Raw genomic sequence first — 18572 nt, 5'->3', positions numbered from 1 at the left:
TTCCCCGAACGGGTAGGTACTGGCGCCTAATCGAACAATCGTTCAGATTGGCCACCTGATTCCCAGGAGCGCAGGCATGAACGAGGAAGTCCGCTTTACCCGACTGGAGCCGGAACAGCGCAAGGCGCTGCTGATCGAGGCCACCCTCGCCTGCCTGAAACGCCATGGCTTCCAGGGAGCATCCATACGCAAGATCTGCGCCGAGGCCGGGGTCTCGGTGGGACTGATCAACCACCACTATTCGGGCAAGGACGAACTGGTGGCCGAGGCCTACCTGACCGTCACCGGGCGGGTGATGCAGCTGTTGCGCGAGGCCATCGCCGAGGCGGCGCCGGATGCCCGTGCGCGGCTGTCGGCCTTTTTCCGTGCGTCGTTCTCCTCGGAGCTGCTCGACCCGCAGCTGCTGGATGCCTGGCTGGCGTTCTGGGGAGCGGTGAAGACGGCCGAGGAAATCAACAAGGCCCACGACCATTCCTACGGTGAGTACCGCTCATTGCTGACACAGGCGCTGAACGAATTGGCGAAGGAGCAGGAGTGGGCTGATTTCGATGCGGAACTGGCCGCGATTGCCCTCAGCGCCCTGCTCGATGGCCTGTGGCTGGAGTCCGGTCTGAACCCCAATACCTTCACCCCGGAGCAGGGCGTGCAGATCTGCGAAGCCTGGGTGGATGGCCTGCAGTACGGCGGCCGGCAGCGCTTCTGTCGGGCGTCGGGAGTCTGTTGATCGATTGTTCAGCGGGCGGTAACCTGCCGCCATCTGCAGGACGGTTCCTACAGCTCTACCTCCACGCATAACAAGAATGGCCCCGCCACGAGCGGCGGCCTCAGCAGGGTATTGCGATGACTTCCCGTGTACTGATCGTCGACGACGATCCGGTGATTCGCGAGCTCCTTCAGGCCTACCTCGGCGAGGAGGGCTATGACGTGCTCTGCGCCGGCACCGCCGAACAGGCCGAGACAACGCTCGCCGAAGCCGAACAGGCCGAGCAGCCCATCGACCTGGTGATGCTCGACATCCGCCTGCCCGGCAAGGATGGCCTCACCCTGACCCGCGAGCTGCGCGTGCGCTCGGAGGTCGGCATCATCCTGATCACCGGGCGCAACGACGACATCGACCGCATCGTCGGCCTGGAATGCGGCGCCGACGACTACGTGATCAAGCCGCTCAACCCCCGCGAGCTGGTGTCCCGCGCGAAGAACCTGATCCGCCGCGTGCGCCACGCGCGCCAGCCCGCCGCCATTGCGGCGCCCGCCAGCCGGCAGAACCACAAGCGCTTCGCCCACTGGACCCTGGACCCGGACCGCCGCCGCCTGATGGACCGCGACGGCAGCGAAACCCCGCTGACCCACGGCGAGTTCCAGCTGCTCTGCGTGTTCCTGCGCAACACCGGCCATACCCTGAGCCGCGACCAACTGATGGATCAGATCCGCAACCGCGAGTGGCTGCCCAACGACCGCTCCATCGACGTGCTGGTCGGCCGCCTGCGCCGCAAGCTGCGCGACGACCCGGCCGAGCCCGAGCTGATCATCACCATCCACGGCGCCGGCTACCTGTTCACCGCCACGCCTGCCGACGCCTGAGCCAGCACGGTGATTTCAGCGGGCGCAGGACAGTCCCCTCTCCCTTCGGAGCGGGGCGCGCAGCCAGGGTTAGGGAGAGGGAAACCCTTGCTCCGATCCCTCCTGTATCTCCTGCCCCTGCTCTTCTGCACGCTCTCGCACGCCGCCCAACCCATCCGCTACTGCGACTACCCCGTCTACCCGCCCATCTCCTGGAGCGACGGCCATGAAGTGCGCGGGCTGGCGCCGCAGACCGTGCGCAGCGTGCTCGGCGAGCTGGGCTACGAGGTGCAGACCGTGGTGCTGGGCAACTGGAAGCGCTGCCTGCTGGACGCCGCCGAGGGCCGCGTCGACGTGGTGCTCGCCTACCAGACCCCGCAGCGCGACGACGGCCTGCTGTTCTCCCGCGTGCCGGTGCTGCGCGAGGAAGTCGCGATCTTCTACAACCGCCGCAAGCCGGTGCGTTTCGACCAGCTCGGCGACCTCGCCAACTACCGCGGCGGGCTGCTGTTCGGCGAGAGCTACGGGCCGGAGTTCGACCGCTTCGTCGCCGAACACGGCAACGTCGAATGGGTCTCCGATAGCCGGCAGAACTTCGGCAAGCTGATCCGCCAGCGCATCGACTTCATCGCCCACGAGCGGCGCACCGGCACCCTGTTCGTCGAGCAACTGGCCGGCGGCCAGGACATCGCCGCGCTGCCCCGGCCGCTGACCGTGGACTACCTGCGCATCGCCGTCTCCCGCCATTCGCCACTGGCCGCGCGAATGGACGAGATCGACGCGCTGCTGAACAAGCGCGTGGAGGATGGCAGCGTTGCCCGCTGGCTGCAGCAGAGCGAGCACGACTACCGCGCCATGCTCGCCGGCGACGGGGTGCCACGATGAGGCTGCCCGGCGGCCTGGCCCGGCGCCTGCTGCTGCGGGTGCTGCTGTTCAGCCTGTGCTTCACCGTGCTGGCCAGCGCGGTGCAGCTGTACTTCGAATACCGCCGCGAGATGCGCGATATCGACACCCGGCTGGAGCTGATCCGCGTCGGTTATCTGGCCAGCTTCGAGCGCAGCCTCTGGGACCTCAACCAGGAGCAGCTCAACGTGCAGTTGCACGGCCTGGCCGACTTCCCCGACATCGCCCAGGTGCGCCTGCGCAGCGCCGACTTCAACCTGGTGCAGGACGCCGACGACCCGCGCGGGCCGTTCCGCGTCGAGCGTTACGCACTGGCCTTCCAGCCGCCGGACGGCGAGCGCCGCGACCTGGGCGAGCTGGAAATCAGCATCGACCTCGGCGCCGTCTACCTGCGCCTGCTCCACGGCGGGATGACCAGCCTGCTGTGGATGGGCGTGTTCCTCTGTGGCCTGGCGGTGGCGCTGAGCTGGCTGTTCCACAGCCTGGTCACCCGCCATCTGCGCGCCATGGCCGACTTCGTCCGTGGGCTTACCGGCGGCGACCTGGGTACCGAACTGGAGCTGGCTAAAAAACGCTCAGGCGAAGAGGACGAGATCGATACCGTTGCCGATGCCCTCGACGGTTTGCGCCGGGCCCTGCGCGCCGAACTGCGCCGGCGCGAAGCCGACCGCGAAGCGCTGCAGAGCAAACGCGACGAGTTGCAGCGCCGGGTCGAGCGGCGCACCGCCAGCCTGCGCCGCGCCAAGGAAGAAGCCGAGGCCGCCAACCGCGCCAAGAGCCGCTTCCTCGCCACCATGAGCCATGAAATCCGCACGCCGCTCAACGGCATCCTCGGCATGGCCGAGTTGCTGCGCAGCGCGCCGTTGGGCGAGCAGGACCGGCGCCGCCTGCAGGCGTTATCCACAGCCGGCGAAGGGCTGCTGGCGATCCTCAACGAGGTGCTGCACTTCGCCAAGCTGGAAGACGGTGCCAGCCAGCCCGAGCCGGTGGATTTCTCCCTGCGTCGTCTGCTCGACGATGTGGTGACCCTGCTGGAGCCGCGCGCCGAGGACCACGGCACCTGCCTGCGCCTGCGCATCGAATCCGAAGTGCAGGACGGTTGCCGCGGCGCCGAGCAGTTCCTGCGCCAGGTGCTGAGCAACCTGCTGGCCAACGCGGTGAAGTTCACCGAAGAGGGCGAGGTGTTGCTGGAAGTCCTGCTGCTGGAAAGCAGCGATGCCGGGCAGCGCCTGCGCTTCAGCGTGACCGACGACGGCATCGGCATTTCCACCGAGCAGCAGGAAAAGATCTTCCAGCGCTTCACCCAGGCCAGCGACGAGGTAGCGCGGCGCTACGGCGGCACCGGGCTGGGGCTGGCGATCAGCAAGCGCCTGGTGCAGGCCATGGGCGGTGAGATCGGCGTGGAGAGCCTGGAAGGCGAGGGCAGTACCTTCTGGTTCGAGATCGTGCTGGCGCCGGGCGTGGTGCCGCCCTCCAGTACGTGCGTCGATCAGGCGCCGGCCCTGGATGTGCTGGTGGTGGAAGACGTCGCCCTCAACCGCGAAGTCGCCCAGGCCCTGCTGGAGCGCGACGGCCACCGCGTGCAGCTCGCCGGTGACGCCGAGCCTGCCCTGGCGCTCACCGCCGCGCGGCGCTTCGACCTGATCCTGCTGGACATGCACCTGCCGGGGATGACCGGCCTCGACCTGTGCCGGGCGATCCGTGCGCAGGCTGATGGGCTCAACGCGACCACACCGATCCAGGCCTTCACCGCCAGCGTGCAGCCGGGCATGGTCCGCCGCTATTTCGAGGCCGGCATGCAGGGCGTGCTGGGCAAGCCGCTGCGCCTGGACGACCTGCGCCGCGCGCTGTCCGGCGTGGCCGGGGAGCTGCTGCCCGAGGCTGTGGATAACGGCCCGCTGGATCGCCAGGTGCTCGACACCCATCGCCGCCTGCTGGGCGAGCACAAGTTGAACGAACTGCTCGCCAGCCTGTGGAAGCTGCTCGACGAGCAGTGGCCGCTGCTGCTGGATGCGTTGCGCCAGGATGATGCCGTGGAAGCGGCCAGCCTCGCGCACCGCTTGGCGGGGAGTTGCCGGTCCATGGGCTTGCGCGGGTTGGGGGATTGCCTGGGTGAGCTGGAAGCGGCGGCGCTGGTGGGCTCGTTAGCCGGTGACTGGGTGGCGCGGTTGGAGCGGGAGAGGGTGGTTGCCGCTGAACTCCTGGCAAGCTCGACGGCGTAGGGCGCATAACCTGGAACAGGTTATCCGCCGATTCCCTGACGGCGGATAACGCTGGCGCGTTATGCGCCCTACGAACACAAGTAGCAGGGAGCGCCAAACCATGTAGGAGCGAGCTTGCTCGCGAACCCGCCCAGCTTCGGCGTCTCCGTGAGTACCGTTCGCGAGCAAGGGCTAGGCGCCCCCCTCGGTCCTACGAAAAACAACTGCCTGAAAGCCCCGCCCCACAAGCCCTGCACAAAATCCTTACATCTTTCTACAACTTCGATCCTGGCGAACAACCCCGTCTTACATCGCCTTCCAATAATCCGGTGGCATCCGTGCCCGAGCCACGGCCTCTGATTGATTGGAGATAACAATAATGATCCAACGTAGAGTTCCGCTCAGCCGCGCCCGCCGTTCCCTGGAGGTGCGCCATGTCTGAGACCCATCACGCCGGCAGCGGCGAGAAGATCCAGCTTACCCGCGCGCTGAAGAGCCGCCACATCTTCATGCTGTCCCTGGGCGGCGTCATCGGCACCGGCCTGTTCATGGGCTCGGGCGTCACCATCAGTTCCGGCGGCCCCATGGGCGCCATCCTCGCCTACCTGGTCGCGGGCCTGCTGATGTACCTGGTGATGGTCTGCCTGGGCGAGCTGTCGGTGCAGATGCCCGTCTCCGGCTCCTTCCAGGCCCACGCCACGCGCTTCATCGGCCCGGCCACCGGGTTCATGATCGGCTGGGTCTACTGGATGAGCTGGGCCTCCACCGTCGGCCTGGAGTTCACCGCCGCCGGCATGCTGATGACCCGCTGGTTCCCCGAAGTGCCGATCTGGCTCTGGTCGGGTTTCTTCGTGGTCGTGCTGTTTTCCCTCAACGCCCTGGCCACCCGCGCCTTCGGCGAGGCCGAATACTGGTTCTCCGGGATCAAAGTCGCGGCCATCCTCGGCTTCATCGTGGTCGGCCTGCTGGTGATCTTCGGCGCCATCCCGCTGAACAGCGGCGCCACCGCGCCGGGGCTGTCCAACCTGGTCAGCGACGGCCTGTTCCCCAACGGCCTGTCCGCCGTGTTCGCGGTGATGATGACGGTGGTCTACGCGTTCCAGGGCTGCGAGATCATGGGCGTCGCCGCCGGCGAGACCGACCAGCCGGAGAAGAGCATCCCGCGCGCCGTACGCAATGTGGTGTTCCGCGTGCTGATCTTCTATGTGCTGGCGATTGCCGTGCTCTCCTGCATCGTGCCGTGGAAGCAGGCCGGGCTGATGGAAAGCCCCTTCGTGCAGGTGTTCGACATGGTCGGCATCCCCTACGCCGCCGACCTCATGAACTTCGTGATCCTCACCGCGATCCTCTCGGTGGGCAACTCCGGCCTTTACGCCTCCACGCGCATCCTCTGGGCCATGTCCAAGACCGGCATGGCGCCGCGCAAGCTGTCCAAGCTCAGCGCCCGTGGCGTGCCGCTCTATGCGCTGCTGATCAGCCTGGCCTTCGCGCTGCTGTCGCTGCTCACCAGCGTGGTCGCCGCCGACACCCTGTTCATGGTGCTGATGGCGGTGAGCGGCATGGCCGGCACCGTCACCTGGATCGTCATCGCCTACGCCCAGTACCGCTTCCGCCGCGAGCACATGGCCAAGGGCGGCACCGTGGCCGACCTGAAGTACGCCGCGCCCCTGTTCCCGCTGATCCCGCTGGCGTGCATCGCGATCTGCTGCTCGCTGTTCGTGTTCCTGGCGATGGACCCGACCCAGCGTCCGTCGCTGTACTGGGGCTTCGGCTTCATGGCGGCCTGCTACCTGGCCTACTACCTGCTCAAGCGCAAGCGTGGGCAGGTGCTGACCGACGAGGCGGTGCCGAGCCTCGGCTGAGTCCTTACCTGCTGCTCAGAAGCCCCGCCTTGCGGGGCTTTTTCTTTGGCTTTGCGGCCCTTCGTAGGAGCGAGCTTGCTCGCGAACCCGCCCAGCTCCAGAGCAACCGGGTAATCCGTTCGCGAGCAAGCTCGCTCCTACAGGTGCTCCACCAGCCCCATCTCTTGCTGAACGATTGTTCGAAGTTGTAACAAACCCGCCACGACTTCCCCGCAAAACCCCTCAGCCCCCGCGCCGCGCGGCCTTCCCGTCGATTGGCGGAGCGTTACAAGCCCCCCTTTCGGGTGGATTGCCGTCTTGCTGAACACTTGTTTAGTATTGGCTCCAACGCTTCATCCGCCTCAGCAAACGACTACAAGAACGAGGGCAGCATGACTCAGCCATCCCCGCTCAGCCGGGTCCAGGACGGTATCGCCTGGATCACCCTGAACCGCCCCGAGCAGCGCAACGCGCTCGACGTCCCCACGCTCAGGAACCTGCTGGCCCTGCTCGACGCCTATGAGGCCGACGAGGCCGTGCGCGTCATCGTGCTCAGCGGCGAAGGCCGCAGCTTCTGCGCCGGTGCCGACCTCGCCGAATGGGCCGAGGCCGAAGCCCGCGGCGAACTGGAAACCTACGGCTGGACCGAAACCGCCCACGCCCTGATGCGCCGCCTGCATGGCCTGGACAAGCCGACCATCGCCGCCGTCAACGGCACCGCCGTCGGCGCCGGGATGGACCTGACCCTGTGCTGCGACTTCCGCATCGCCGGCGCCTCCGCCCGCTTCAAGGCCGGCTACACCGGCATGGCCTACTGCCCGGACGCCGGCGCCAGCTGGCACCTGCCGCGCCTGATCGGCAGCGAAGCGGCCAAGCGCCTGCTGTTCCTCGACGAACTGTGGAACGCCGAGCGCGCGCTGAATGCCGGGCTGGTCGGCGAAGTGGTTGCCGACGATCAGCTGCAGGCCCAGGTCGGCGAATTCGCCGCACGCCTGGCCGCTGGCCCGACCTACGCCTTCGCCCAGACCAAGCGCCTGATGCGCGACGGCGCCGCCCGCACCCTGGCCCAGCAGCTGGAAGCCGAACAGGCCGCCGGACTGCTCTGCGGCCGCAGTGAAGATGCCGCCGAGGCGCTGCGCGCCGTGGCCGAGAAACGCTCCCCCCAATTCAAAGGCCGCTGACGGCTGCAGGTGATGTGATGGATTTCCAACTGACCCAGGAACAGGAAATGCTCGTCGAGGCGGTCAAGGCCTTCGTCGAGAAAGAGCTGCTGCCCTACGAAGAGGAAGTGGACCGCGCCGATGCGGTGTCCCCGGAGCTGGCCGCGAAGATTCGCGGCAAGGCCCTGGCGGCCGGCTTCTACGCCTTCAACATGCCCGAGGAAGTCGGCGGCGGCGGTCTGGACTACCTGTCCCAGGCGCTGGTCGAGCGCGAACTGTCCAAGGTCTCCTGGGCGCTGCACGTGTTCGTCGCGCGTCCCTCGAAGATCCTCATGGCGTGCAAGGGCGAGCAGATCCAGGACTACCTGCTGCCGGTGGTACAGGGCGAGAAGATCGACTGCTTCGCCCTCACCGAACCGGGCGCCGGCTCCGACGCCAACTCGATCAAGACCCGCGCCGTGCGTGATGGCGAGGACTTCGTGATCAACGGCTCCAAGCACTTCATCAGCCACGCCGGCCACGCCGATTTCGCCATCGTCTTCGCAGTGACCGATACCTTCGAGCGCAACGGCAAGAAGCGCAACGCCGTGACCGCCTTCCTGGTGGACAAGGGCACCGCCGGCATGACCGTGCGCCGTGGCCCGAAATGCGTGAGCAACAAGGGCTACCACACCTACGAAATCTTCTTCGACGACTGCCGCGTGCCAGCCTCCAAGGTCCTCGGCGAAGTCGACAAGGGCTGGGAAGTGGCCAACGCCTGGCTCACCGCCGGCCGCGTGATGGTCGCCGCCAACTGCGTCGGCCAGGCCCAGCGCGCGCTGGACCTGGCGCTGCAATGGTCGGCCGACCGCAAGCAGTTCGGCGCCGCCATCGGCAGCTACCAGGGCATCTCCTTCAAGCTCGCCGACATGGCCACGCAGATTCGCGCCGCCGAGCTGATGACCCTGCACACCGCCTGGAAGATGGACCGCGGCAGCATGACCGACGGCGAGGCCGGCATGGCCAAGCTGTTCGCCAGCGAAGTGCTGGGCAAGGTCGCCGACGAGACCGTGCAGATCTTCGGCGGCATGGGCCTGATGGACGAAGGCCCGGTGGAACGCATCTGGCGCAACGCGCGCATCGAGCGCATCTGGGAAGGCACCTCGGAAATCCAGCGCCACATCATTTCCCGCGAACTGCTGCGTCCGCTGCTGCGCTGATTGCGGGTGTTCTTCGGGGAGTGGCCGGCGCTGCCGGATAGACCCTCTCCCCAGCCCTGGCTGCGCGCCCCGCTCCGAAGGGAGAGGGGGCAAGAGCGATTCGGCGCCTGGGCTGACACCGTGCGTTGAAGGATGAACCCGAAAGCTCCCCTCGCCCTTCAGGGAGAGGGGCTGGGGGAGAGGGCAGAGCCCTGTACCGAGACTCGACATGAAAAGAGAAAACCTCCAGCGCCTGCTGGCGCCCCGGCACCTGGCCTTCATTGGCGGCCGCAGCATGGCGCGCGCGCTCAAGCGCTGCGCCGAAGGCGGCTTCGCCGGCCCGATGTGGCTGGTCAACCCGCAATACGACGAACTCGAAGGCGTGCCCTGCGTACGCAGCATCGCCGATCTGCCCGAAGGGCCGGACGCGGTGTTCGTCGCCACCAACCGTGACCTGACCCTGCAGGCCGTCGCCGAACTGGCTGCGAAGGATGCCGGCGGCGCCATCTGCTACGCCTCCGGCTTCGCCGAGACCGGCGCCGAGGGCGAAGCCCTGCAGCGCCGCCTGCTCGCCAGCGCCGGCGACATGGCCCTGCTCGGCCCCAACTGCTACGGCCTGCTCGACTACCTGCACGGCTCCGCGCTGTGGCCGGTGGCCCACGGCGGGCACCTGGTGGAGAAGGGCGTGGCGGTGCTGACCCAGAGCGGCAACTTCGCCTACAACCTGTCCATGAGCGACCGCTCGCTGCCCATCGCCTACATGGCCTCGGTGGGCAACCAGGCGCAGCTGGGCGTGGCCGAGCTGATGGACGTGCTGCTCGACGAGCCGCGCGTCACCGCCATCGGCCTGCACCTGGAAGGCCTGAAAAACGTCCCCGGCTTCGCCCGCGCCGCCTTCAAGGCGCTGCAGAAAGGCATCCCGGTGATCGCCCTGAAGACCGGCGTTTCCGAGATCGGCGCCGAACTCGCGCTCAGCCACACCAGCTCCCTGGCCGGCTCCGACGCGTTGTACGACGCGCTGTTCGACCGCCTCGGGGTGATCCGCGTCAGCGGCCCGGTGAGCTTCATCGAAACCCTCAAGGCTGCTGCCTGCGGCAACCTGCCGGCCGGCCCCAGCCTGGCCGCGCTGGCCTGCTCCGGCGGCGACGCCGGGCTGATCGCCGACTATGCCGAACGCAACGGCCTGAGCCTGCCCAGGCTGGTCGACGCGCAACGCGCCGAGCTGGCCCAGGTGCTGCCGGACTACGCCAATATCGCCAACCCGCTGGACTTCACCACCGCCATCTGGGGCGACGGCCCGGCGCTCGAGCGCATGCTCGACAGCGCCCTGCAGACCCCGGCCGATGCCGCCCTGCTGGTGCTGGACTATCCCGGCGAAGAAACCGGCGAGCGCCCGCAGTGCGACCTGCTGCTGGAGCTTTACTGCGCGGCACTGAAGCGTCACGACAAGGTCGGCTTCATCGCCTCCGCCTTGCCGGAATTGCTGCCCAGGCACGCCCGCGAGCTGCTGCACTCCCACGGCGTTGCCGCGCTGCAAGGCGTGGAAGATGGCCTCGCCGCCTGGGGCCGCATCGCCCACTACCGCCAGCGCCGTGACGCGCTGCTGGCCCGTGGCGAAGCCGCGCTGGTGCCGCTCTGTCCGCAGGCGCTGGACAGCGAAGGCCGGCTGCTGGACGAGTGGCAATCCAAGCAGGCGCTGAAACCCTTCGGCCTGCCCCTGCCGCGTGCTGCCCTGAGCACGCCGACCCAGGCCCGTGAAGCGGCTGCCGATGTCGGCTTCCCGCTGGCGCTGAAAGTGGTCAGCGCACAGCTGCCGCACAAGACCGAAGCCGGCGGCGTAGCACTCAACCTGCGCAACGAGGCAGCGCTGGAAGCCGCGCTGTTCGACATGCGCGAGAACATCGCCCGCCACGCCCCCGGCGTGCCCTTCGATCAGGTGCTGCTGGAGCGCATGGCCAATCCGCCGCTGGCCGAGCTGATCGTCGGCATCAAGCGCGAGAACGGCTTCGGCCTGGCGCTGGTGCTGGGCGCCGGCGGCATCCTCGTCGAGCTGCTCAAGGACAGCCGCAGCCTGCTGCTGCCGACCACTGACGCGGCGATCCGCGACGCCCTGCTGAGCTTGCGCAGCGCGCCGCTGCTTACCGGCTTCCGCGGACGCCCGGCGGTGAACCTGGAGGCGCTGGTGGAAGCCATCCGCGCCGTCGCCGACTACGCCTGCGAGCACGTGGACAACCTGCTGGAACTGGACGTGAACCCGCTGCTGGCGGACGCCGAGGGCGCCGTGGCGGTGGATGCGCTGATCCGCACCGCTGAATGACCGGCAGCAGGACCTGAAGGAAGAACACCAACGCTCCCCTCTCCCGCTTGCGGGAGAGGGGCTGGGGGAGAGGGTGGTGGGCCCGGAACTCGGTGCCACCGACAAGAGCCCCTCTCCCCAGCCCTCTCCCTGAAGGGAGAGGGAGCAAAAGCGGCGCACGCCGGAGGCTCGGCGTAGGCCTCAACGAGTAGGGCGAATAACCGCTTGCGGTTATCCGCCGAAGAACAGTTCGGGAGATCGTTCATGCAAAACGACAAAACCCTCACCGGCGGCCAGGCCCTGGTCCGCCTGCTGGCCAACTACGGCGTCGACACCGTGTTCGGCATTCCCGGTGTGCACACCCTGGAGCTGTACCGTGGCCTGCCTGGTAGCGGCATCCGCCATGTGCTGACCCGTCACGAACAGGGCGCCGGCTTCATGGCCGACGGCTATGCGCGCGTCAGCGGCAAGCCCGGCGTGGCCTTCATCATCACCGGGCCGGGGGTGACCAACGCCGCCACCGCCATCGGCCAGGCCTACGCCGACTCGATCCCTATGCTGGTGATCTCCAGCGTCAACCACACTGCCAGCCTGGGCAAAGGCTGGGGCTGCCTGCACGAGACCCAGGACCAGCGCGCGATGACCGCGCCGATCACCGCGTTTTCCGCCGTCGCCCTGAGCGCCGAAGACCTGCCCGAGCTGATCGCCCGCGCCTACGCCGTGTTCGACAGCGAGCGCCCACGCCCGGTGCATATCTCCGTGCCGCTGGACGTGCTGGCCAACCCGGTCGCCCGCGACTGGACCCACGAAGTGGTGCGCCGCGCCGGCCGTGGCCTGCCCAGCGCCGATGCACTGAAGCAGGCTGTGGATAAACTCCAGGCTGCCCAGCGCCCGATGATCATTGCCGGCGGCGGCGCGCTGCATGCCGCCGATGCCCTGGCCGCGCTGAGCGAGCGCCTGGCCGCGCCGCTGTTCACCAGTGTTGCCGGCAAGGGCCTGCTGGCGCCGGAAGCTCCGCTGTCCGCGGGCGCCACCCTGTGCACCCAGGCCGGCTGGGACATGATCGCCGAGGCCGACGTGGTCCTGGCCATCGGCACCGAGATGGCCGACACCGACTACTGGCGCGATCGCCTGCCGGTCACCGGCGAAGTGATCCGCGTCGACATCGACTCGCGCAAGTTCAACGACTTCTACCCGAGCGCCGTGGCGCTGCTGGGTGACTCCAAGGCCACCGCCGAGGCGCTGCTCGCCGCGCTGCCCAGCGCGACGCGCGACTCCAGCAAGTCGCAGTCGCGCATCGCCGAGCTGCGCGCGCAGATCGACGGCGGCCACGCGCCGCTGCAACTGATCCACAAGTCGATCCTGGAGCGCATCGCCAAGGTCCTGCCGGACAACGCCTTCATCGCCAGCGACATGACCCAGCTGGCCTACACCGCCAACTATCTGTACCCAAGCAAGGCGCCGCGCGGCTGGCTGCACCCCACCGGCTACGGCACCCTCGGCTACGGCGTGCCCGCCGGCATCGGCGCCAAGTTCGGCGCGCCGGAGCGCCCCGGCCTGGTGCTGGTCGGCGACGGCGGCTTCCTCTACACCGCGCAGGAACTGGCCACCGCCACCGAGGAGCTGGACAGCCCGCTGGTGGTGCTGCTGTGGAACAACGATGCGCTGGGGCAGATCCGCGACGACATGATAGGCCTGGACATCGAGCCCATCGGCGTCCTGCCGCGCAACCCGGACTTCGCCCTGCTCGGCCGCGCCTACGGCTGCGAGATGCGCGAGCCGCAGAGCCTGGACGAACTGGAGCGCGACCTGCGCGCCGGCTTCGCCCACCCCGGCGTCACCCTGATCGAGCTGAAACACGCCTGCGCGAAGTAAGCCCGCCGTACCCGCCGGGGCCGTGCAGGCTCCGGCGCCGCAAGGAGATTCCCATGCGCTACTCGAACTTCACCCAACGCATCGCCGGCGACGGCGCCGCCGCCTGGGACATCCACTACCGCGCCCTGGCGCGCATGGAACAGGGCGACGACATCCTGCTGCTGTCGGTCGGCGACCCGGACTTCGATACCCCGGTACCCATCGTGCAGTCGGCCATCGACAGCCTGCTGGCCGGCAACACCCACTACGCCGACGTGCGCGGCAAGCGTTCGCTGCGCGACGCCATTGCCCGCCGCCACAGCCAGCGCAGCGGCCAGGCCGTCAGCGGCGATGACGTGATCGTACTGGCCGGCGCCCAGTGCGCGCTGTATGCCGTGGCGCAGTGCGTGCTCAATCCGGGCGATGAAGTGATCGTTGCCGAGCCGATGTACGTTACCTACGAAGCGGTGTTCGGTGCCTGCGGCGCCAAGGTCATCCCGGTGTCGGTGCGTTCCGAGCACGGCTTCCGCGTGCAGGCCGAGGACGTTGCCGCGCTGATCACCCCGCGCACCCGTGCGCTGGCCATCAACAGCCCGCACAACCCGTCCGGCGCCAGCCTGCCGCGCGCCACCTGGGAAGCACTGGCCGAGCTGTGCATAACCCACGACCTGTGGATGATTTCCGACGAGGTCTACAGCGAACTGCTGTTCGACGGCGAGCACATCAGCCCCGCCAGCCTGCCGGGCATGGCCGAGCGCACCGCGACCCTCAACAGCCTGTCGAAATCCCACGCCATGACCGGCTGGCGCGTGGGCTGGGTGGTCGGCCCGCAGGAACTCTGCGCGCACCTGGAAAACCTCGCCCTGTGCATGCTCTACGGCTCGCCGGACTTCATCCAGGACGCCGCCTGCACTGCGCTGGAAGCCAGGCTGCCGGAACTGGAGGCCATGCGTGAGGCCTACCGCCAGCGCCGCGACCTGGTGCTCGACTGCCTCGCCGATTGCCCCGGCGTGCGCGCCCTGCGCCCGGACGGCGGGATGTTCGTGATGGTCGATATCCGCGCCACCGGGCTCTCCGCCCAGGATTTCTCCGACCTGTTGCTGGACCGCCACGGCGTCTCCGTGCTGGCCGGCGAAGCCTTCGGTCCCAGCGCCGCCGGGCACATCCGCCTGGGCCTGGTGCTCGGCGCCGAACCGCTGCGCGAAGCCTGTCGCCGCATCGCCCTGTGCGCCGCCGAACTGCTGAAGGAAAAACGCTATGCGTGACCGTACACAGCTCTACATCGACGGCGCCTGGGTGGCTCCGCAGGGGCAGGGCATGGCCGAGGTGCAGAACCCGGCCACCGAGGAATGCGTCGGCCGCGTGCCGCTGGGCGGCGAAGGCGACGTGAACCGCGCGGTGGACGCCGCGCGCCGCGCCTTCCCGGCCTGGTCGCAGACCCCGTCACACCTGCGCGCCGGGTACATCCGCGCGCTGGCGGAACAACTGAAGAACCGCGCCGACGAAATGGCCGCGCTGATCACCGCCGAACTGGGCATGCCGGTGCAGTGGTGCCGCATGGTGCAGGTCGACGGGCCGATCGAGGGCCTGGAAAGCTACGCCGCCATGGCCGCCCACATGGACGAAGTGCGCGAGGTCGGCAACTCGCTGGTGGTGAAGGAAGCGGTGGGCGTCTGCGCCTTCATCAACCCCTGGAACTACCCGCTGCACCAATTGATCGGCAAGCTCGCCCCGGCACTCGCCGCCGGCTGCACCGTGGTGGTCAAGCCGAGCCAGGACACCCCGCTGCACGCCTTCCTGCTGGCCGACATGGTCCACGCCATCGGCCTGCCAGCCGGCGTGTTCAACCTGGTCAGCGGCCCTGGCTCCAAGGTCGGTGAAGCCCTGGCGCGCCACCCGGACGTGGACATGGTGTCCTTCACCGGCTCCACCGGCGCCGGCGTCAAGGTCTCCGCAGCGGCGGCGCCGACGGTCAAGCGCGTGTGCCTGGAGCTGGGCGGCAAGTCGCCGTTCCTGATCACCGCCGAGGCCGACCTGGCCGCTGCCGTGCGCCATGGCGTGCAGGACGTGATGATCAACTCCGGACAGACCTGCACCGCGCTGACCCGCATGCTGCTGCCGGCCCATCGCTATGCCGAGGCCGTGGAAATCGCCCGCGCCGAAACCCTCGCGCTGAAGATGGGCGACCCGCTGGACGCCGACAGCTTCCTCGGCCCGATGTGCTCGGGGGGCCAGCGTCGCACTGTGCTCGATTACCTGCGTGTCGGGCAGGAAGAGGGTGCGCAGCTGGTCTGCGGCGGCGCCGAGCGCCCGGCTCATCTGGAGCGCGGGCATTACGTGCAGCCGACGATCTTCGCCGGGGTGAACAACCAGATGCGCATCGCCCGCGAGGAAATCTTCGGCCCGGTGCTGTGCCTGATTCCCTACGCCGACGAGGCCGAGGCGATTGCCATCGCCAACGATTCGCCGTTCGGCCTCTCCAGCGCCGTATGGGCGGGCGACCGCGAAGATGGCCTGCGTCTCGCCCGGCACATGCGCGCCGGCCAATGCTTCGTCAACGGCGGTGCCTTCAACTACCGGGCGCCGTTCGGTGGCTACAAGCAGTCCGGCAACGGCCGCGAATGGGGCGAGCAGGGCCTGCACGAGTTCGTCGAACTCAAGGCCATTCAACTCTGAGCGCCTGAACAGCACCCTCTCCCCAGCCCTCTCCCGCAAGCGGGAGAGGGGGCAAAGCGGTTCGGCGCGGCGGCGAGATTTCGCGGTGGCACGGATGGCTCCCCTCTCCCTTCAGGGAGAGGGGCTGGGGGAGAGGGCAGCCACAAGCGCCGAAGTCCGACCATCAAGGAATTCCCATGAACGTACTGATCGTCCACGCCCACAACGAACCGCAATCCTTCAGCACCGCGCTGTACCAGCTCGCCGAGGAAACCCTGCGTGGCCAGGGCCATGAGGTGCAGGTCTCCGACCTCTACGCGATGAACTGGAACCCGGTGGCCAGCGCCGCCGACTTCGGCGCCCGCGCCAACCCCGAATACCTGGTCTATGCGCTGGAACAGCGCGAAGGCGCCAAGGCCAGGACCATCGCCGCCGATATCCAGGCCGAGCTGGACAAGCTGCTCTGGGCGGACCTGGTGATCTTCAACTTCCCGATCTACTGGTTCTCCGCGCCGGCCATCCTCAAGGGCTGGTTCGACCGCGTGCTGGTCTCGGGCATCTGCTACGGCGGCAAGCGCTTCTACGATCAGGGTGGCCTGGCCGGCAAGAAGGCGCTGGTGACCGTGACCCTCGGCGGGCGCGACCACATGTTCGGCGACGACGCCATCCACGGCCCGCTGGAAGACATGCTGCGGCCGATCCTGCGTGGCACCCTGGCCTACACCGGCATGAGCGTGCTGCCGCCCTTCGTGGCCTGGCACGTACCCTACATCAGCAACGAGGCGCGCCAGGACTTCCTGCGCCAGTACCAGGACCGCCTGCAGCACCTGGAGGGCGACCAGCCGCTGGAGTTCGTGCGCCTGGAGCAGTTCGACGAGCGCCTGTATCCGCTGCCGCGCTGATTGGCTCTTCGTAGCAGCGAGCTTGCTCGCGAACCCTGCTTTACTCCGGTGTTTTCGGCCGCCCTCTCCCTAACCCTCTCCCTGAAGGGAGAGGGGACAGTTAGGTGCAGGATGAAACCATGGCGTCAGCTGGCACGATCGGCTCCCTCTCCCTTCAGGGAGAGGGCGGGGGAGAGGGAAAGCCCTGGCACGGATTTTCAGAAGAAGGCAGTTGCACCTACAGGGATACCTCAGCGCTCAAACTGCGGAAACGAAAAAGGGCGGCCATCCGAAGATGACCGCCCCTGGAGAAAGAATCAGTCGCTGCAGCGGATATGCGCGGGGGAGATAGCCGTCGATTGGTGTATCGGCGGCCGTACGATGAGCCTGGTATGCCCAACGTTGCTGCAGCGACCTGGCCGGCACTATACGTGGTAACAATCGGCAAAAAACGACCCTATACTGCGATTCAGTTTTGCGGCGCGGACAACAATGGTTGTCGTCTCCTACAGGCGCCTACGACAAGATCAACAGGCAGGGGGGAAGCATGGACGTACTTCACGCGATGCGGGCATTCGTCCGGGTGGTGGATGCCGGCAGTTTCACCGCCGCCGCCAACGCCCTGGGGTTATCCACAGCCCAGGTCTCGCGGGTGGTCTCCGACCTCGAAGCCCAGCTCGAAGCGCGCCTGCTGCACCGCACCACGAGACGCCTGGCGCTGACCGAAACCGGTGAGCGCTACCTGCTGCGCTGCCGGGAAATCCTCGCCGATGTCGATGAAGCCCAGGCCGAAGCCAGCGGCGCGCACCTCAATCCGCGCGGTCGCCTGCGCGTGCATTCGCTCACCGGGCTGGGCCAGCAGCACCTGATCCCGCTGATCTCGCGCTACTGCGAGTCCTTCCCCGAGGTCTACATCGAGCTGACCCTGGCCCAGCGCCAACCGGACATCCTCGAGGAAGGCCAGGACGTGGTGATCACCCGCGACCGCGAGCTGCCCGACTCCGAGTTCGTCGCCCAGACCCTGGGCACCATCTACAGCGTGCTCTGCGCCAGCCCCGAGTACCTCAAGCGGCGCGGCACCCCGACCAGCGTCGCCGACCTGCACCAGCACCAGTGCCTGCGCCTGCAGGACCCGACCTTCCCCGAAGGCTGGGCCTTCGAGGAAGGCAACGAGGAAAGCGTGATCCGTCCGCGCGACACCTTCATGGTCAACGTTGCCGAGGCGCTGACCGGCGCCGCCGCCGCCGGCATGGGCATCTGCCTGCTGCCCAGCTACGTCGCCGCACCTGCGCTGCGCCGGCGCTCGCTGGTACGCGTGCTGCCGCGGCACAGCCTGCATGTGCGGCAGATCTATGCGCTGTACCCGTCGCGGCGTTTCCTCGACGCGAAGATCCGCACCTGGGTGGAATTCCTCAAGGCGGAGCTGCCACGGGTCTTCGAGGAAGACGAAGCAGCGCTCAACGATCCCGTCAACTGGGCATAAGGCCAAGAGCCAGCGTGGCGGATCGTCGCAGCCGCTCTATATCGGCGTTCCCGGACGATCGGCGCGGATTGTTGCTTTTTAGGCAATGCTTTGTTGGTTAGCTAGCTATTTTTCGAGGGACTGTTGCGCCGTAACCTTTCATCAACCCCGACCAATCGGGTGTTCAGAAAGGATCACCGTCATGTCCCGTTCGCTTTATGTTGCTGCCCTGCTGTCCGTCTGCTCGCTGTCCTTCACTCAGCTGAGCTTCGCCGAAGAATCGCGCCTGATGACCGACAAGATGGTCAAGGCCAACGAAGCAGTGATTGCCCAGCAGCAGGCCCAGTCCGCCGAGCAGACCGCCAAGGCCGCCGCTGTGAGCAACGCCGATTCCTGATCGGCCGCTTCCCCCGGGAGGCCCGGAGCGTGAGCCGGGCTTCTCAACACCTTGCGCCGCATAAGACATGCGGCGTTTTTTTTGCCTGCGATTCGAGCATCGGCCAGGGGACTGTTACAGATTCTGAAACAGTCTTTCGCAGTGGCCGATCTGTATTCCTGTCCAATCGGTCAATATACTTGAC

14 protein-coding genes are annotated in these 18572 nt (G+C 67.7%); all 14 read left to right on the top strand.

What is annotated here, in order from left to right; translation table 11 throughout:
- Nucleotides 1–76: 76 nt before the first annotated feature.
- Nucleotides 77–724, top strand: a complete 648-nt coding sequence (locus tag J2T47_RS00625) for a TetR family transcriptional regulator C-terminal domain-containing protein (protein WP_253441530.1) — start codon at nt 77–79, stop codon at nt 722–724.
- Between the two features lie 110 nt (nt 725–834).
- Nucleotides 835–1581: a response regulator gene (locus tag J2T47_RS00620; RefSeq protein ID WP_253442684.1), complete on the top strand. Its 747-nt coding sequence runs from the start codon at nt 835–837 to the stop codon at nt 1579–1581.
- An 87-nt stretch (nt 1582–1668) separates the two neighbouring features.
- Complete coding sequence (locus J2T47_RS00615) at nt 1669–2445, top strand: substrate-binding periplasmic protein (RefSeq protein ID WP_437180942.1); 777 nt, start codon at nt 1669–1671, stop codon at nt 2443–2445.
- Nucleotides 2442–4685, top strand: coding sequence for an ATP-binding protein (locus J2T47_RS00610; protein ID WP_253441529.1), 2244 nt, complete (start codon nt 2442–2444; stop codon nt 4683–4685). Before J2T47_RS00615 ends, J2T47_RS00610 begins: the two co-directional genes overlap by 4 nt.
- 413 nt (nt 4686–5098) lie before the next feature.
- Entirely contained in the window at nt 5099–6526 is a 1428-nt protein-coding gene (locus J2T47_RS00605; RefSeq protein ID WP_253441528.1) for an amino acid permease, read from the top strand.
- A 371-nt stretch (nt 6527–6897) separates the two neighbouring features.
- Nucleotides 6898–7686, top strand: a complete 789-nt coding sequence (locus tag J2T47_RS00600; RefSeq protein ID WP_253441527.1) for an enoyl-CoA hydratase/isomerase family protein — start codon at nt 6898–6900, stop codon at nt 7684–7686.
- A 17-nt stretch (nt 7687–7703) separates the two neighbouring features.
- On the top strand, nt 7704–8864 hold the full coding sequence (locus J2T47_RS00595; RefSeq protein ID WP_138213566.1) for an acyl-CoA dehydrogenase family protein: 1161 nt from the start codon (nt 7704–7706) through the stop codon (nt 8862–8864).
- Nucleotides 8865–9072: 208 nt separating this feature from the next.
- The gene (locus J2T47_RS00590; RefSeq protein ID WP_253441526.1) at nt 9073–11160 is read left to right on the top strand and encodes an acetate--CoA ligase family protein; all 2088 of its coding nucleotides are present in this window, start codon (nt 9073–9075) and stop codon (nt 11158–11160) included.
- 243 nt (nt 11161–11403) lie between these two features.
- Complete coding sequence (locus J2T47_RS00585; RefSeq protein WP_253441525.1) at nt 11404–13014, top strand: 5-guanidino-2-oxopentanoate decarboxylase; 1611 nt, start codon at nt 11404–11406, stop codon at nt 13012–13014.
- Between the two features lie 53 nt (nt 13015–13067).
- Nucleotides 13068–14258 (top strand): pyridoxal phosphate-dependent aminotransferase, encoded by a 1191-nt coding sequence (locus J2T47_RS00580; RefSeq protein ID WP_253441523.1) that lies wholly within the window; start codon nt 13068–13070, stop codon nt 14256–14258.
- Nucleotides 14251–15669, top strand: coding sequence for an aldehyde dehydrogenase family protein (locus J2T47_RS00575; protein WP_253441521.1), 1419 nt, complete (start codon nt 14251–14253; stop codon nt 15667–15669). Before J2T47_RS00580 ends, J2T47_RS00575 begins: the two co-directional genes overlap by 8 nt.
- A gap of 176 nt (nt 15670–15845) precedes the next feature.
- Nucleotides 15846–16550: an NAD(P)H-dependent oxidoreductase gene (locus tag J2T47_RS00570; RefSeq protein WP_253441519.1), complete on the top strand. Its 705-nt coding sequence runs from the start codon at nt 15846–15848 to the stop codon at nt 16548–16550.
- A gap of 526 nt (nt 16551–17076) precedes the next feature.
- Nucleotides 17077–18012, top strand: a complete 936-nt coding sequence (locus J2T47_RS00565; protein ID WP_081519060.1) for a LysR family transcriptional regulator — start codon at nt 17077–17079, stop codon at nt 18010–18012.
- Between the two features lie 181 nt (nt 18013–18193).
- Complete coding sequence (locus tag J2T47_RS00560; RefSeq protein ID WP_253441517.1) at nt 18194–18388, top strand: hypothetical protein; 195 nt, start codon at nt 18194–18196, stop codon at nt 18386–18388.
- Nucleotides 18389–18572 lie beyond the last annotated feature (184 nt).

The sequence above is a fragment of the Pseudomonas nitroreducens genome, from assembly GCF_024170165.1.
GTDB lineage: Bacteria > Pseudomonadota > Gammaproteobacteria > Pseudomonadales > Pseudomonadaceae > Pseudomonas > Pseudomonas nitroreducens_C.
The sequence above is the reverse complement of the archived record's forward strand: the minus strand, read 5'-3'. Positions and strand labels throughout refer to the sequence as shown.

Bases quoted from the DNA above. Each gene is read 5' to 3' on its own strand.
- J2T47_RS00625 (WP_253441530.1), top strand. From the start codon at position 77: ATGAACGAGGAAGTCCGCTTTACCCGACTGGAGCCGGAACAGCGCAAG.
- J2T47_RS00610 (WP_253441529.1), top strand. From the start codon at position 2,442: ATGAGGCTGCCCGGCGGCCTGGCCCGGCGCCTGCTGCTGCGGGTGCTG.
- J2T47_RS00605 (WP_253441528.1), top strand. From the start codon at position 5,099: ATGTCTGAGACCCATCACGCCGGCAGCGGCGAGAAGATCCAGCTTACC.
- J2T47_RS00600 (WP_253441527.1), top strand. From the start codon at position 6,898: ATGACTCAGCCATCCCCGCTCAGCCGGGTCCAGGACGGTATCGCCTGG.
- J2T47_RS00595 (WP_138213566.1), top strand. From the start codon at position 7,704: ATGGATTTCCAACTGACCCAGGAACAGGAAATGCTCGTCGAGGCGGTC.
- J2T47_RS00590 (WP_253441526.1), top strand. From the start codon at position 9,073: ATGAAAAGAGAAAACCTCCAGCGCCTGCTGGCGCCCCGGCACCTGGCC.
- J2T47_RS00585 (WP_253441525.1), top strand. From the start codon at position 11,404: ATGCAAAACGACAAAACCCTCACCGGCGGCCAGGCCCTGGTCCGCCTG.
- J2T47_RS00580 (WP_253441523.1), top strand. From the start codon at position 13,068: ATGCGCTACTCGAACTTCACCCAACGCATCGCCGGCGACGGCGCCGCC.
- J2T47_RS00575 (WP_253441521.1), top strand. From the start codon at position 14,251: ATGCGTGACCGTACACAGCTCTACATCGACGGCGCCTGGGTGGCTCCG.
- J2T47_RS00570 (WP_253441519.1), top strand. From the start codon at position 15,846: ATGAACGTACTGATCGTCCACGCCCACAACGAACCGCAATCCTTCAGC.
- J2T47_RS00565 (WP_081519060.1), top strand. From the start codon at position 17,077: ATGGACGTACTTCACGCGATGCGGGCATTCGTCCGGGTGGTGGATGCC.
- J2T47_RS00560 (WP_253441517.1), top strand. From the start codon at position 18,194: ATGTCCCGTTCGCTTTATGTTGCTGCCCTGCTGTCCGTCTGCTCGCTG.